The 15,131-nt window shown below is 59.4% G+C and carries 17 protein-coding genes; 4 read left to right on the top strand and 13 right to left on the bottom strand.

Features of this window, described 5'->3' with window-relative positions; translation table 11 throughout:
• Nucleotides 1-108: 108 nt before the first annotated feature.
• The gene (locus KJQ12_RS07385; RefSeq protein ID WP_015253624.1) at nucleotides 109-300 is read left to right on the top strand and encodes a hypothetical protein; all 192 of its coding nucleotides are present in this window, start codon (nucleotides 109-111) and stop codon (nucleotides 298-300) included.
• Nucleotides 301-343: 43 nt separating this feature from the next.
• Nucleotides 344-838, top strand: a complete 495-nt coding sequence (gene mobB / locus KJQ12_RS07380) for a molybdopterin-guanine dinucleotide biosynthesis protein B (RefSeq protein ID WP_213484099.1) — start codon at nucleotides 344-346, stop codon at nucleotides 836-838.
• A 53-nt stretch (nucleotides 839-891) separates the two neighbouring features.
• Here the strand turns inward: mobB and KJQ12_RS07375 are convergent, their stop codons facing one another.
• The 6 genes from KJQ12_RS07375 to KJQ12_RS07350 form a co-directional block, all read right to left on the bottom strand.
• Nucleotides 892-1,542, bottom strand: coding sequence for a response regulator transcription factor (locus KJQ12_RS07375; RefSeq protein WP_213484098.1), 651 nt, complete (start codon nucleotides 1,540-1,542; stop codon nucleotides 892-894).
• Between the two features lie 4 nt (nucleotides 1,543-1,546).
• On the bottom strand, nucleotides 1,547-2,575 hold the full coding sequence (locus KJQ12_RS07370) for a sensor histidine kinase (RefSeq protein ID WP_213484097.1): 1,029 nt from the start codon (nucleotides 2,573-2,575) through the stop codon (nucleotides 1,547-1,549).
• A 166-nt stretch (nucleotides 2,576-2,741) separates the two neighbouring features.
• Nucleotides 2,742-3,425: a PspA/IM30 family protein gene (locus tag KJQ12_RS07365; RefSeq protein WP_213484096.1), complete on the bottom strand. Its 684-nt coding sequence runs from the start codon at nucleotides 3,423-3,425 to the stop codon at nucleotides 2,742-2,744.
• 3 nt (nucleotides 3,426-3,428) lie between these two features.
• A complete protein-coding gene (locus tag KJQ12_RS07360) occupies nucleotides 3,429-3,896 on the bottom strand; it encodes a PspC domain-containing protein (RefSeq protein ID WP_213484095.1) in 468 nt (155 codons plus the stop codon).
• 7 nt (nucleotides 3,897-3,903) lie between these two features.
• On the bottom strand, nucleotides 3,904-4,563 hold the full coding sequence (locus KJQ12_RS07355; protein ID WP_015253618.1) for a PspA/IM30 family protein: 660 nt from the start codon (nucleotides 4,561-4,563) through the stop codon (nucleotides 3,904-3,906).
• A 68-nt stretch (nucleotides 4,564-4,631) separates the two neighbouring features.
• Nucleotides 4,632-4,937, bottom strand: a complete 306-nt coding sequence (locus KJQ12_RS07350) for a LiaF transmembrane domain-containing protein (protein ID WP_244860491.1) — start codon at nucleotides 4,935-4,937, stop codon at nucleotides 4,632-4,634.
• Nucleotides 4,938-5,158: 221 nt separating this feature from the next.
• Between KJQ12_RS07350 and KJQ12_RS07345 the strand changes: the two genes are divergently transcribed.
• Nucleotides 5,159-5,569 carry a hypothetical protein gene (locus KJQ12_RS07345; RefSeq protein WP_213484093.1) on the top strand — a complete coding sequence of 137 codons (411 nt, stop codon included), beginning with the start codon at nucleotides 5,159-5,161 and terminating at the stop codon, nucleotides 5,567-5,569.
• A 42-nt stretch (nucleotides 5,570-5,611) separates the two neighbouring features.
• Here the strand turns inward: KJQ12_RS07345 and KJQ12_RS07340 are convergent, their stop codons facing one another.
• The 6 genes from KJQ12_RS07340 to KJQ12_RS07315 form a co-directional block, all read right to left on the bottom strand.
• Nucleotides 5,612-5,935, bottom strand: coding sequence for an MGMT family protein (locus tag KJQ12_RS07340; protein WP_213484092.1), 324 nt, complete (start codon nucleotides 5,933-5,935; stop codon nucleotides 5,612-5,614).
• Between the two features lie 165 nt (nucleotides 5,936-6,100).
• On the bottom strand, nucleotides 6,101-7,669 hold the full coding sequence (locus KJQ12_RS07335; RefSeq protein ID WP_213484091.1) for an ABC transporter substrate-binding protein: 1,569 nt from the start codon (nucleotides 7,667-7,669) through the stop codon (nucleotides 6,101-6,103).
• A gap of 106 nt (nucleotides 7,670-7,775) precedes the next feature.
• A complete protein-coding gene (locus tag KJQ12_RS07330; RefSeq protein ID WP_213484090.1) occupies nucleotides 7,776-8,723 on the bottom strand; it encodes a carbohydrate ABC transporter permease in 948 nt (315 codons plus the stop codon).
• 11 nt (nucleotides 8,724-8,734) lie between these two features.
• The gene (locus KJQ12_RS07325) at nucleotides 8,735-9,715 is read right to left on the bottom strand and encodes an ABC transporter permease (protein WP_213484089.1); all 981 of its coding nucleotides are present in this window, start codon (nucleotides 9,713-9,715) and stop codon (nucleotides 8,735-8,737) included.
• Nucleotides 9,716-9,938: 223 nt separating this feature from the next.
• Nucleotides 9,939-11,543 (bottom strand): helix-turn-helix domain-containing protein, encoded by a 1,605-nt coding sequence (locus KJQ12_RS07320; protein WP_213484088.1) that lies wholly within the window; start codon nucleotides 11,541-11,543, stop codon nucleotides 9,939-9,941.
• The gene (locus tag KJQ12_RS07315; protein WP_213484087.1) at nucleotides 11,518-13,314 is read right to left on the bottom strand and encodes a sensor histidine kinase; all 1,797 of its coding nucleotides are present in this window, start codon (nucleotides 13,312-13,314) and stop codon (nucleotides 11,518-11,520) included. Before KJQ12_RS07315 ends, KJQ12_RS07320 begins: the two co-directional genes overlap by 26 nt.
• Nucleotides 13,315-13,457: 143 nt before the next feature.
• On the opposite strand from KJQ12_RS07315, the gene KJQ12_RS07310 reads away from it, so the two are divergent.
• Nucleotides 13,458-14,357, top strand: a complete 900-nt coding sequence (locus tag KJQ12_RS07310) for a mechanosensitive ion channel family protein (protein ID WP_213484086.1) — start codon at nucleotides 13,458-13,460, stop codon at nucleotides 14,355-14,357.
• Between the two features lie 48 nt (nucleotides 14,358-14,405).
• Here KJQ12_RS07310 and KJQ12_RS07305 read toward each other — a convergent pair whose 3' ends face one another.
• The gene (locus tag KJQ12_RS07305; RefSeq protein ID WP_213484085.1) at nucleotides 14,406-14,840 is read right to left on the bottom strand and encodes a PH domain-containing protein; all 435 of its coding nucleotides are present in this window, start codon (nucleotides 14,838-14,840) and stop codon (nucleotides 14,406-14,408) included.
• Between the last annotated feature and the right edge of the window lie 291 nt (nucleotides 14,841-15,131).

Raw genomic sequence — 15,131 nt, 5'->3', positions numbered from 1 at the left:
GTTACAGCGGCGCGCGGAGCCAGGCAGTAGCTGCTGTAACGTGCATTCCACGTTACAGAGACAACGCGCCCTCCGGGTTGTGCTACAATGGCAATGGAGGTGAGCACCGTGCGCAGACATATGCCGCGGATCCTCGTCATTCTGCTGCTGCTCGCCGCCGGCGGCGTTCTGGGCGGCAGCCTGCTCCGGAACACGCATCCGCGAGCGGAGATCATCGGCTGGAGCATCGGCCTGCTGTTCGCGTTTCTTGCCGCTTTTGCGGCGGCCCATGTCTTCTCGGGCGAACGGGACGAAGGATGACGCGTCTTATTAAAACACCCCGCGGAAAGGAAGTCGAACGGACATGACGGCCACCGAGCGCCCGATCCTGCAAATCGTCGGATACAAAAACAGCGGCAAAACAACCCTGCTCTGCGCGCTCGTCCGGAAATTCCGCGCCGAAGGCTTCACCGTCGCCGCCATCAAGCACGACGCCCACGACTTCGCATTCGACCGTCCGGGCACCGACACCTGGAAGATGGCGGAAGCCGGGGCCGGGTTCGTCGCCATCACCTCGCCGCACCGGACCGCGTGGACATCGAGCCGTCCCGCATCATTGGACGATTTGGCGGGTCAGGCCGCGCACGCCGACCTCGTGCTCGCCGAAGGCTTCAAGGACGCGCCGCACCCGAAGCTCGTCCTGCTGCGCGGCGAAGAAGATCTGCCGCTGCTCGGCCTGCCGAACGCGGCGGCCGCGATCGTGCCCGACGGCTGGATGCCGCGCGCAACGGGCATGCCCGTCTTCTGCCGCGATGACGTCGACAGCATTTTCTCCTTCGTTCGGACCCTGCTGCCGTAAAAAATGAAAAAACCGCCCGCCGGCGGTTCATCATGCTCCTTATTCCATACCCTTCAGTCCGCAAGCCCCTGCTTGTGCGCGTAAATCGCGGCCTGCGTCCGGTCCTCCACGCCCAGTTTCGAGAAAATGTTCGTGATGTGATACTTCACCGTCTTCACGCCGATGAACAGCTTATCCGCAATCTCCTGATTGGACATGCCCTGGGCGAGCAGCTTGAGCACTTCCATCTCGCGTTCGGTGAGCGACTCGTGCGGCGCCGGCGCCTGTGCCCGCTGCGGCTGCCGGAACCGGTTCATCATTTTCGCCGCCACCTGCGACTCGAGCACCGACTGGCCCCTCGCCGCCGCCCGGATCGCCTCCGCGATTTCCGTCGCCCGCGACGTCTTCAGCAGATAGGAGAACGCACCCGCTTCGATAACCGGGTACATTTTGCTGTCGTCGATGTAGCTGGTCAGCACGATGACCTTGCATTCCGGCAGCATCTCCATCAGCCTGCGGGTTGTCTCGACGCCGTCCATACCGTCCATGACGAGGTCCATGAGGACGACGTCCGGTTTGTACATCTGCGCGAGTCTGAGGCCCTCCTGGCCGTTCGAAGCTTCGCCGACGACCTCGATCCCTTCTTCCGTGTCCAGCACGGCCGCCAGGCCGATGCGCACCATCTCGTGATCGTCGACGAGCAGCACCTTGATCGGCTGATCCATCCCTTCATCCGTCCCTCTCTTCCATAAGTACCGGCACCCGGATATCGATTTCCGTTCCTTCGCCCGGCGCGGAACGGAGCGTCATCGTGCCGCCCATCTCGTGCACGCGCTCCTCCATCGTGAGCAGCCCGTACGATGTCTGTTTTTTCGCTTCCATGTCGAATCCGACGCCGTCGTCCCGCATCAGCAGATGCAGCTGGCCTTGTTCCCGCCGCAGCGAAATGTCCATGCGCGAAGCTCTCGCGTGGCGCAGCGTGTTCGACAGCGCCTCCTGCACAATGCGGAACAGATGATCTTCCGCTTCCGGCAAAATCGCCAAATGCGGCTCCTGGTCGAGCGCGATCACCATGTTCGGCACCTTCTGCTGCAATTCCTCGACCAGCGCTTCGAGCGCCTGCGGCAGCCGCTTGCCGTCCAGATGGACCGGCCGAAGATGCAGCAGCAAGGCGCGCATCTCCGATTGCGCGACGGACGCCATCTCCTCGATCAGCTCCACCTGCCGCTTCGCCCGCTCGAAGTCTTTGTCCAGCGTCCGCTTCACCGCGGTGGCCGTCATCGAGATCGCGAACAGCTGCTGGCTGACCGCATCGTGAAGTTCGCGGGCGAGGCGCTGGCGCTCTTCGGTGATCGCCTTGAATTTCAGCTGCTCCTTGCGCATCCGCTCCTCGGGGTTCTCATCTTCCCCCGAAGCTTCACCGCCCTCGCCATCCGCGCCGGGAAGCGTCACCGGCCGGCGCTTGAGCTGCTGCTCCGCCAGCTTCATCAGCGTTTGCTTCAGCTTGACCCCCTGGAGGTAACTGTACAGGGCCGCCACGGCGAGACCGAGGCCGATGAGCGTCAGCACGAAGGCCGCCGTCTTCTCCTGCAGTTTGAAAATCTTCAAATATCCCGTGCCCTGCAGCACCAGCACCATGAGGCCGAGCAGCACGACGAGCCACAGCAGCGTCTCGGCCGCGTTGCGCTTCGGCTTCGCCTGATCCCGGGGTCTGCCCGGGCCGGCCGGTGCGCGTCCCGGCATTTTGTCCGCCGACATGCCGCCGCTCCTTCCAATGGCCGGCCGTAAGCCGGCCTCTCCTTCATTTTCATCGTAACAAGCGGAACCCGCTTCCGTAAAGCAGGTTCCGCTTCGCCAATCCTGTCCGCGCGGCATGCAGCCGCGGGCGCACCTTCCATGCGGTGCTCCGCGGCTGCCGTCAACCTTATTCGCCGGCGGACTGGTTCAGCTTGTTCTTGAGCGCCTGAAGCTGCGCTTCGACTTCAAGCTCCTTGCCCGGATCGAGCTTCGGCGCCGCCGCCGCGGAGCTGTAGTAGCCCGGCGTGCGAAGCACTTCGGCTTCCGCCTCCATCTGCAGAATCTTCTCTTCCATCCGGGCGAACCCGCGCGCCGCGTTGCCGCTTTCGATCGAGTGCGTGTTCGTGATCTGCGCGAGCTGCTTTTGCGCTTTCGCCATTTGCGCCCGCGCCGCCAGTTCGTTCCGCTTGTTGCGCAGCTGATAGTACTCGTCTTTCATTTCACGCAGCTGCTCCTTCAGCGCTTCGGCCTGCTGTTCCGCCTGAGCGTGGAGATCGCTGTACTCCGCCGTCTTCTGATCGAAGTAGATCTTCTCCTCCAGCAGCTTGCGTGCCAGATCTTCGCGTCCGGTGCGGAGCGCTTGCTCGGCCTTCGCCTCGCGGTCGATCGCGTTGCGCGCCGCTTCTTCGAGGCGCTGCTTCATGCGGCGTTCATTGGCCATTTGCTTGGCCACCGTAACTTCCGCCTGATGAATTTCCGCTTCCATGTCGCGCAGATACTGGTTCAGCATGACGACCGGATCTTCCAGCTTGTCGAGCATCTCATGCAGAGACGCCTTCGTCATGTCCTTCAGTCTCTTGAAAACACCCATGGTTCATTCTCCTTTCTCGCGTTTCTCAAGTTCGCTGATTTTGGCCTTGAGCTCTTCGATTTCTCTGCGAAGCGCCTTCTTCTCCAGATCTTCCATCATGGCGTCAAGATTGTCCGGGTTCGGAGGCGGCGTCTCATAATTCGGCCGGGGGCCGTATTCGGGACCGTGGTTGGGCGGATAGGAACCGTAACCGGGATTCCTCCAGCCGCCGTGGTGCGGATTGTAGTAGCCTCCGCCGCCCGGCGGATATCCGCCGTAACCGCCCGGACCGTAATAATTGTTGTAATGGGGCGGTTCCTTCGGGACGACAAGCGCCGCCAGAATGTAGATGAGGATGAAACCTCCGCTCGTGACGACGGCGAGCACGATTGCGACGATCCGAAGCAGCGTCGCGTCCACATTCATGGCCTCCGCCAGACCGCCGCACAGCCCGAACAATTTCTTGTCGCGTGAAGAGCGGTATATTTTCATCGCGGTATCAGCCTTCTTTCTCGAGCTTGCGTTTCAGTTGCTCCAATTCCGCTTCGACCAGTTCGGATGATCCTGTCGGGATGTAAGACTGCCCGGATCGGCGGATTTCACGCAGGCTGCGTGCTTCGAGCTCCATGTCGCTGATCCGGTCGTCGAGCCGCCGGAACATGGTGTCCGGGTGGCCCACCATCGAGCCGAACCGCTCGTTCATGCGCTGCTGCAGACGAAGCGACTCCATGCGCGCCACATAGTATTCGCGCTTGTCATAGACCGCCTGGTATTCGCTGCGCAGCTCCCGCAGCAGCGCCTCCAGTTCGGTCACGTTCGCCTGGCTGTTCTCGTAAAGTTCTTTATATTGCTGCGCGCGCTGCGCGTGATGCTGCTTCTCCGTCAGGGCGAGGCGGGCCAGATGTTCTTCCCCGGCCTTCAGCGCGGTGACCGCCTGCTGCTCGCGCTTCTCCGCCTGCTGTTCGGCTTGCAGCCATTGCGCCCGCAGGCTGCTCGCGTGAGCCGAATATTGCTGGTACAACCGTTCAGCCTGGATGATCTCTTCCCGCGTCGCCCACAGGAACTGATCGATCAGCCGCACCGGGTCTTCCGCCCGCTCCAGCCGTTCGTTCAGCGTCGCAACCGTAATGTCGCGCACGCGCTTGATCAGACTGCTCATCGCATGACCTCCGTTTCCGTTGGTATCGCTGTTGTTCTGTCGAATGTTTCAGTCGGATTTCAGTCGGATCAGAAGACCCTCCTGCTTTTGCCCTTGATCATCGAGATGCCGATCACGATGGCTGCAATCGCGAGAATCAGGAAGAGCAGGCCGGACAATTTGCCGAGGAGCATGATTGCGCCGACGGCGATGAGGATGGTCCCGATCCAGTGCTTGCCGTTCCTCAGTCCGACATATCCGAGACCGAGCAGAATGATGGGGAAGAGCCAGCCGAAGATCGGGCCGAGCGTGAAACCGAAAAATCTGAGCACGATCATTCCGCCGATAATGACGAGAATGACGCCGAGCGCCGTCTTGCTGTTCAAACCGTTCACCGCCTTTCCAACCGGGTTCGTTCCTTCTGTCTTTATTCTAGGTATAATCCGGATAACACAAAACGGACCGGGGGCGGTTTTTGGACCTGGACCCCGGTCGGGGAGAACCTTCGCTTGCAGACCGAGCCGGATTTTGCGGCATCGTCGGCACAGTTGCCGGCAGCGGGCCTCCGGAGTATGATATAAATATTTCCAGCCGTCATACTGGGGGTTATCACAATATGAAACGATTGCTGGCCTGCGCCGTCTCGTTTGCCCTGTTGCTCATCTGGATGGCGCTGAACGCCGGGGATGAACCTCGGACCCATGCCGGGTTCTCCAACTTCTACGTCATCGGAACCGCCGCTTACCAGCTTTTTTTCTATTACTTCTTCATCGCTTTGCCCGTTTCGATGTGGGTGGACAGCATCCTGTATCGCAGATTCGCATCCCGCAAGGCGCTCATGGTCATGCGCTTGATCGGCCATACTATATCGGGGCTGGCCGTCGGCTGGCTGCTCTCCCACCCGCTTCGGGTGCCTCCCGAAGGCCGTCTGAGCTTCGCCGCCGTCCTGTGCCTGCTGATGCTCCTGATGATCGCGATCGACTTTTTGTTGTCCATTCGGATCCGGCGCAAACAACGGCAAGTTTGACGCATCACCGGTCCCCGGGAAAAATCGCGCAACCACGTGGATTCACCAACCGGCATCCCATTCCGGTTCATGCATAAACCGCGCCAGATCCACCCGTCCGCCCGCGTCCACGGCGACGCCTTCCCTCCGCAGAAGCTGCATCTGCATCTCCCGTCCCGCCGCGTCCGGGATCGCGATCTCGCCCCTGGCGTTCACGACCCGGTGCCAGGGCAGCCGGTGCTTCTCGCTCATCGCGTGCAGAATGCGCACAACTTGCCGCGCGCCCCGCGGACTGCCGGCATGGCGGGCGATCTGGCCGTAAGTCATGACGCGGCCTTCCGGTATGCTTTGAATGAGCCGCACAACCCTCGCAGTGAATGGCTTCATCGTACCCCCACGTCCAACCGAACCTTCTGCCCAAAAGTATAGCACACCGGCCGGGGCAAGTCCTCGTTCGCCGTCACCCGCAGGCGCAGTCCCGCCGGCAGCGGCCAAAAAAAACGGCTCCCTCCGGATGGAAGGAGCCTGAGATGCAGATGTTGGTCTGGCCTTTCACTTGCTCGCAAGGAACTCGTCGAACTGCCGCTGCTTCTCCTGCACGACCTTGTCAAGACCGGCGGCGCGCAGCGCGTTCAGATACTCCGGCAGCACCTTGTCGGGATCGACCGAGCCCGTCTCGAGCGCGCGTTGATACTGCTCGATGACGTTGGCCAGGGCGCCGACTTCCGATTTCACCGGATCGCTGTTGAAGACGAAGCCGAGCCCCGGCGAAACGTGCGCGTTCTGGTTGAACTCGCGGAACTTGTTCCACTTCTCCGGATCTTCGGAATCCCAGACGTAATTCAGGAACTGGTTGCCGAACATCCACGCCGAACCCGGCGAGTAGTCGGCCGTCTTGTCCGTCGGCGAGATGATTTCGCCGTTCCTCGTATAGTGCACGCCTTCGATGCCGAAGTTCAGCAGGTTGTTGAGCTCTTTGTCCGTGTGCAGCAGGTTGATGAACATCATGGCGCGCTCCGGATCTTCCGACGTCGAGGAGATCGCCAGCATCGAACCGGCCGTCTCCGACGTGGCGACCGTCTTCGACGTCATGATAATTTGCTCCAGTTCGCCGGAGCGGCTTGCCGCGCTCGCGATTTCTTCCGCCTTGCCCGGCTTCATCGGCTCGACCGTCATGAACGTGCCCCTTGCCTGCCAGATGTCGTTCGACGATTGCTGGGTCGTCGCGGCATCCTTGTTGATATAGCCCTTCTGATACCATTCGCGCGCCAGCGCCAGATATTCCTTGTAGCGGTCCAGTTCTTCGACCGGCTTGACCGTCGTGTCGTCCATGTCTTTCAGGATGGCGCCCGGAATCGTGCCGTCGCCGAGGAAATCATAGTTCGCGAAGAAATGCGAGTTGAACAGGCCGCCGTTCGACCATACCGGCACGACGTCCGGACGGCCTTGCTTCACTTTCTCGAGAATCGGCGTCAGATCCTGCGGCGTCTTCACCGAGCTCATATCGAGTCCCAGCTCTTCCGCAATCGTCTTGTCGTATACGATGCCGCCGGCAGCCGCCAGCTCCTTGTTCGTCGGCACGCCGTAGTTCTTGCCGTTGATCTTCGCGCCTTCAAGGAAGGCGGGATCGAGCGTCTCCAGGATGCCCTGCCCGTGTTTTTGCAGCAGGTCGCCAAGTTCGAGGAACGCGCCTTTGCCGACGTTGACCGCGTGGCCGTTCCATTGAGCCGTGAAAATGATGTCGGCTTTTTCGCGGGATGCGATCATCAGGTTCATCCGGTCATCCCAGGCGCCCCATTCGATCGGGACAATGTCCAGGGTGGCGTTGATTTTCTCTTTCAGAATCTTGTTGATCGCTTCTTCGACCACCTTCTCGTCCTTCTGCGGGGTCCCCGGATAGTACAGGCTCAGCTCATACGGCGGCAGATCGGACGAGCCGCCGCCGTCGTTTCCGGACGACGGGGAAGGCGAGCCGCCGCCGTCGCTCGAACTGCCGCCGTTCGAACCGCCGCCGCTGCCGCCGCCGTTATTGTTGCCGCCGCCTCCGCATGCGGAGATGACCAACGCCACGGCGACGAGAAGCGTGAAGATGACCGTCAGACGTTTCTTCCGCTGCTTCATGTTCAAGTGGACCTCCCTGAATGAAATAGGTTATATGCCATACCGGCGGAATAACCGGTTACAGCCGGACGGAATTGGCTTGACGGCGTTTCGCAGCGCGCTGCCGTCAGCCTTTGACGGCGCCGACCGTCAGACCTTTGATGAAATATTTCTGGAAGAACGGGTAGGCGAGCACGATCGGTCCGATGCCGACGACGGCCATCGCCATGCGCATCGTCTCTGCCGGGAACCGGACATATGCGCCGGCCTGCTGCAGCGCCTGCATGGCCTGGCTGTTCTGTGCGAGATACTGGACGTTCTGCATCGTCTTGTACATCAGGTACTGGATGCTGACGTTCTCGTTCTTCGTGATGTACACGAGGCTGAGGAACCAGTCGTTCCAGTAGGTGATCGTCTGGAACAGGGCCACCGTCGCCAGCACCGGCAGCGAGAGCGGCATGACGATCTGGAAGAAGATGCGGACCTCGCCCGCGCCGTCGATTCTCGCCGACTCCAGCACGGCGCTCGGCACGGATGTCGCGAAGAACGTCCGCGTCACGAGCACCCAGAACGCCGGGATAAGCAACGGCATGATGAGCACCCAGAGCGTATCCTTCAGATGGAGAAGCTGGACATACACGAGATACCAGGGCACCAGACCGCCGCCGAACAGCATCGTGAAGAACACGATGAACGTGAAGAAACGGGCGTGCGGGAAATCCCGCCTGGAGATCGGATAGGCGTACATCGCCACCATGACCATGCTGAGCACGGTGCCGATGACGGTCACCGAGACCGTGATGCCGTACGACCGTGCCACCTGTCTGAAATCTTCGAACAGGAAATCGTAAGCGCTGGTGTCGAACACCGACGGGATGAACTTGTACCCTTCGCGCATCACCACGTCTTCGCTCGAGAACGACACCATGACGAGCAGCACGATCGGAATGATGCACAGGAGCGAATAGAGGATGAAGACGATGTTGACGCTCCACTGCGCCCACGCGGGCAAAATATTTTTCGGGTTGGCCCCGGACAGTTTCGCTTTCGGTTTCGCATTCACGGCAGCTTCCATCGCTGGACCTCCTAGAACAAGGCATTCTCGCTGTTGATGCGCCGCACGACCCAGTTCGAGAAATAGACGAGCACGAACCCGACGACCGATTGCAGGAGCCCGGCAGCCGATGACATGCCGACATCGCCGACGGTCAGGAAGGTGCGGTAAACGTACGTGTCGATGACGTTCGTGACTGGGAACAGCACGCCGGAATCGCGCGTCACCAGGTAGAACAGACCGAAATCCGCGTTGAAAATCCGGCCGATCTGGAGCAGCGTCATGATCGTGATGATCGGCGTGAGCAGCGGCACCGTAATCCGGGTCATCTGCTGCCATTTGTTCGCGCCGTCGATCGTGGCCGCTTCGTACAGCTCATCGTCCAGTCCGACGATGGCCGCCAGATAGATGACCGCATAGTACCCCATGTTTTTCCAGGTGTTGATGATCGGCAGGATCCACGGCCACACCTTCTGCTCGAAGTACCAGTTGATCTCTTCGATGCCGAGCAGCGGGAACAGCGTCTTGTTCAGGTAGCCGTGCTCCGGGCTGATGAAGCCGTACACCAGGTAACTGATGACGACATAGGACAGGATGTACGGCAGGAACATGATCGACTGATGCAGCTTCGCCATGAACTTGCTTCTGAGCTCGTTCAGCAGGATGGCGAACGCGAGCGGAAAGACCAGGTTCAGGACGATGAACAGCGCGTTGTAGGCCAGCGTGTTCCGCGTAATGATCCAGGCATCCTTCGTCAGGAACAGATACTCGAAGTTTTTGAACCCGACCCACGGGCTGTCCCAGATGCCGATCTGATAGTTGACTTTCTTGAACGCGATCAGAATCCCGAACATCGGCAGGTAGTTGTTGAAGAACAGGATGACAAGCGCCGGAAGCATCATGAGGTAGAAAATCCAGTACTTCCGGACGGTCCCCAGGAAGGACGGTTTGCGCGTCTTCACTTCGGGAACGTCTGTTGCCGACGCAATCGCTTCCGCAGCATGGTTCGCCATTCGGATCCTCCCAGCCTCTCTGTGGCGTTGATATGTCCAGCATAGCGGAGGCTCTGAAAGCGCTTCTAGCGGGATGATGACCGGGTTGACGTTTTTGTAACCACGGGTGTTGTCCGAAGCGCCATCTTCCAGAATATCCCTCCCCGCTGTCTAATACTGTAATAAAAAACATCGCCGGCGGACTATCGGCGATGTGACCTTCGCTTGACGGTATGGTGACATTTTACTCGATTTCCTGATATTTTTTGCGGTATTCCTGCGGCGTCAGACCGGTCGAACGTTTGAACTGCTTCGAGAAGTGAGAGAAATTCGCATAGCCGACGGACAAGGCGATGTCGCTGATCTTCACGTTCGTCTTCGCCAGCGCCTCCTTCGCCTTCTCCATCCGCCGGTCGACGATGTAATCGGTCAGCGACATGCCCGTCTCCTTGCGGAACAGACGGGACAGATAGGCCGGATTGAGATAGACGTGTCCGGCGATTCGCTCCCGATTCAGATCGTCGTGCAGATGCGCGTCGACGAACCGTTTGACGCGAACGATGGTGTTCGAGCTGGCCTCGCTGTGCTCGGCGATCACCTTGCGCGCATTGCCGGTGAACGCAATCGTCCAGCTCTTCAGCGCCGCCAGCGTCCGCATCGTCTGGTTGACATCCGGATGCCCGCCGTCGGGATAGACGTCGCCCGGCGACAGCCCGCGGCGCAGCAGCGCCTGGAACACTTCGTACGTAAGCCCCGAGATATAGAGCATCATCGCCGCCCGATCCGGCGGCTCGCGGGTGAACGCGGCGAACGCCTCGTCGATTCGCCGAATCAGCTCCGGCTCCCGGCCGTTCTCGATCAGCAGCGCCCATTCGCCGAAGTTGGGCATGTACGCCGATCGGACCGGCTGCCGCATGAAGGCGGAAGCCCGGAACACCTCGCCGGTCCGGTGGACGTTGTGCCGCTCCATCTCCGCGAGCAGCGCAATGTTCGGAGGCAGTTCCCGCAACGGGGCCGGTTCGCCGATGTAGCAGGAGACGACGCTGTAGAGCAGCTCGCCGGCTTTGCGCACGTATTCGCGGCATCGCGCTTCCGGTTCGTCCCCGCCCAGGCCTTGCGGATCGTAGAACAGCGCGAACAGCATGCCGTGCCCGTCCTGGATGACGTGTCCGGCACTGTCCCGGAGCAGGATGTCGCCGGCCGCGTTCTTGAGCGCGTACGTCATGATCTCCTCATCGCGCGCGCTCCAGTCCTGCTTCCATTCTTCCACGCTGATCAGGATCGGCAGAACCGGACTGTCCGCGGTCAGCTCGATGCCGTAGAGCGCCAGCATCGGCTCCAGCTGCTCCGGCGTCGGCGCCAGCCGATGATGGAACACGTCCTGCCAGAAGCGCTCGATCAGAAGCGGAAGCTGGCGATTCCACTGTTCATAGTAATATTCGTAGGTTTTGCGGAACGCCTCCTCCTGCTCGCGCTGCCGGATTTTGCCGAGCGCCTTGACGACGCAGGCCTTGAGCTGCTCATGATCGATCGGTTTGAGCAGGTAATCGAAACTCGACAACTGGATCGCCTGCTGCGCATAGCGGAAATCGGCATGCCCGGTCAGGAAGATCGTCTCCGTCTGCGGCGAATGCTCGTTGACCCATTCCAACAGGTCGATGCCGGTCTCGTTGGGCATCTCGATATCCGAGATCATGATATGGATCGGATGCTGCCGGAAGATCTCGCGCGCTTCCGCCGCGTCATACGCCGTGAACACGTTCGCGATCTCCGCCGACACCCAGTCGATCCCCTGCACGATGCCCCTTACCGCGATCTCTTCATCATCCACGACCAACAGATTGTACATCGTCCGCCTCCCCGATAACGGATATGTCAGCCGTCCGTTCCGTCGACAGCTCGGCCGGCAGCGGCAGCCGGACGCGAACGACCGCGCCGCCGCCCGGATCATTGTCGAATTCGACCCCGGCCCCGCCTTCGTACCGCAGCTTGAGCCGCTGCACCACGTTCGCGATGCCGAGCCGGCTGGACTCCGAAGCCGGAAGCTCCTCTCCCCTGCGCAGCCGGTCGAGCACATCCGGATGGAAGCCGACGCCGTTGTCGCGGATGACGATGACGAGCTTGTCCCCGTCTTCGGCGGCGGCAATCTCGCCGTGGATCCGGATGATGAATTTCTCCCGGCGGTTGAGGAAACCGTGGATGATCGCGTTCTCGACGAACGGCTGCAGCGTCAGCGCCGGCAGCGCGGCCGTCCGCCAGCGCTCCGGAATGTCGACGATGCATTCCAGTTTCTCGGGGAAGCGGAACTTCTGGATTTCGACATAGTTCCCGATATGCTTCAGTTCTTCCTCCAGCGTGATCGATTCCCGGTTCACCCGCATGATGAAGCGGAAATAATCGGCCATGTGCAGGGCCATCTTCTTCACCGAATCGTGGTCTTTCAGGACGGCGAAGTTGTAGATGATGTTCAGGCTGTTCATGTAGAAATGCGGATTGATCTGCGCCTGGAGCTGCTTCATCTCGTTCTTCTGCGCCCTGAGCTGCTCCTCGTACATCCCGATGCGCAGATTGCTGATCTGCTCGGCCATGTTGTTGAACGTGTTCGCCATGAACTGGAATTCGACCGTGTTCGTCGTCTTCAGCCGGAAATCGAGCATCCCGAGCGACAGCTTCTTCATGCCGTTGATGAGCTGGTGCAGCGGCTGGAACACGGTGCGCTGGATGAACAGCAGATACATGGAGAACAGAAAGACGAGCCCGAGCACGATGAAATAGACCGCCTTCTGGAAATAGGGCAGTCCCTGCAGCATCTGTTTCTCCGGTACGGCCACGGCAACCGCGATGTCGGCCATCGAACTGGTGCGAATCATGACGAGATGGCGGTTTTCCCCCTGCCCGACGATCTGATACGGCGTGTCGAGCAAGGGCAGGTTCGCAATCGGCAGCGTGCGGTCCGTGAAAGACAGCGGGTCCGCCATCCGCACGCCTTCGCGGCTGTAAACGGCGCTCTCTCCGATCTTGTCGTCGTCCCACTGGATGCGGAGCAAGTCCAGAATATCGCTGATGCTGATGATGGCGCCGATGTACTGGTTGTTTTCGGACGGCGTCAGGCGCACAAGGAAGTCGCGGCCGGGCATCAGGTCGTTCTCCCAGAGCATCCATGTGCCGTCCAGCATCTGCCGGTGCTGCGCCGCGATGCGAGGCGCCTCCTGCGCAAGCAGCTGCTTCACCTGTCCGTAATTTCCGGAAGAACTGAAAATGATATCGTTTTCATTGTAAATAAAAACAGTATGCAGCAGATTGTAAAATCCGACGTCGCGGTTGATTTTGTTCTGCACCCGGACCTTCGTCAGCACGTAATTGTCGCTGTCCACGGGAAAAGCCGCCAGCAGCCCGACATCCGCGTCGAGTACGGCCAGCTTGTACAAATAATCATTGATCTCTTCCATATACAGATCCAGCTGCCCCACGAAAATATCGAGCGTATTGCGATACGTCTCGGATACCTTGTCATGCACCACGTTCTTCGCATACCAGTTGTTGGCGATCAGGAACAGCACAACCGGCAGCATGACGGCGAAGAAGCTGATGACAAGCTGCGTTCGGATCGATCGTCTCACCCGGCCAGCCCCCGCTACACAAGACCATGTTACTGTCAGTCTAACAATGGGCGGGGCAATCCGCAACAGAAACAGCATTTGACTCCCCGATGAAAGATTGATAACCTTGTGACCGGTTCTGCATATCCTCGGGAGGTGATCGCGTGGACCGGTGGATCGGCCCAAGCTTCGAAGACTATTTGACCTGGGAATTCTGGGCGCCTTATTCCGTTGCCGCGCTCCAGAAACTGGGACACCTTCTGCTGATCATTGTCCTCACCTGGCTCACCCTCCGCCTGCGCAAAATCGTCGTCTCGCGTGTCTTCGCCCTGACAAGGCTGGACATCAAACAGCGTAAAACGCTCGAATCGCTGCTGCTGTCGTTTACGCGGTACGCCATCTTCATCGTCGCGATCCTGACCGGACTCAGCACCTTCGGCGTCAACATCGGACCGATCATCGCCGGGGCGGGCGTCGTCGGGCTGGCCGTCGGATTCGGCGCGCAGACGCTCGTGAAGGATTTGATCACCGGCTTCTTCATCATATTCGAAGACCAGTTCTCCGTCGGCGACTACGTGTCGATCAATAACGGCCAGATCCGCGGCACCGTGGTCAGCGTCGGCCTTCGCGCCACCAAGATCCGTACCTGGGCCCAGCATGTCGTCGTCATCCAGAACTCGGAAATCCGCATCAGCGAGAACTACAACCGCGAGCGCATGCGGGCGATCATCAACATTACCGTCGCCTACGAGACCGATCCGGCCGATGTCGAAGCGGCGGTGAACCGGCTGTCGGCCCGGCTGCAGCGGGAGATGCCCCACCTGTTCCTGCGGAACGAGGAGGGGGAAGTGATCGAGCCGCCGCAGCTCTACGGCATCACCGATGTCGAGAACCAGGCGCTCGGCGCCAAATATACCGTCGTCAGCCTGGTGAACGACCAGCACTACTGGACGGCTTGCAAAGAAATCCGCAAAGCGCTGCTCTATGAATTGAAAGCATACGGCATCCAGGTCGCCTACCCGCGCCGCATCGAGCGCATGGAGAGCGAGGCGGCGCTTCGCTGACCGACAGCAGTCGCGCGCACTCCGTCGAACTCCGGACTCCGTGAGTTGTCAACTGCGAATGTCTGAATCAAGATGGATGTACGGCGCGGCTTCTTTTAACTGCCGGATAAATTCGTCCGCTCTCTCTGGGGAAACGTCCCAATATCCGGTATGATCGTAAATCCTCAACCGTTTGTGGGACAATGCCGCCGAAGCTTCCCAGGAAACAACGGGACGTACCTTTACGATCCTGCTCAAAGGAATCGTTTTTCGAATCAAAATGCCGCTTTTTATGCGCAAATTGCCCCGGTCAATGATATAAACCGTCCCGATTACGGCCGAATGCGTGATGATCCCGAAAACCGCGAAAACAACCGCAAGCAAGATTTGAACGATCAGATTCAAATTCGTAAAAAAGATGGTCACGGCAAGAACATAACAGACCAGGGAAGCCCCCCATAACAACACGCCAACCCATTTTTCTTTTCTGGATTGAAAGCGCATGAATACACCTCCAGTAGCCTTGTCAGTGGTCATCAGATTTATCCGGTTGTATTTCCCCCATTATGGATTCTTATTGCGTTATGGATTATTGTACGACTCCTTACAGGACTAAGATAAAAACCTTTCCTTGATCTCTTCTGTTGGAATAATGCAAGTTTTTGTCTGTTTGAAAATCAATTTCCTCCGTTTGGCAACATAGCGATAAGCCAGGTCTCTCAATGGTTTTGGAATAAGAGCCTTTTGCATAATTTCGTTTTGAAGCCAGCTTCATAGGGAGTCCTCAACTAGCAG

Origin of the sequence: Thermobacillus xylanilyticus, assembly GCF_907165215.1 — a bacterium.
Classification (GTDB): domain Bacteria; phylum Bacillota; class Bacilli; order Paenibacillales; family Paenibacillaceae; genus Thermobacillus; species Thermobacillus xylanilyticus.
This window is presented reverse-complemented; position numbering and strand designations above follow the sequence as displayed.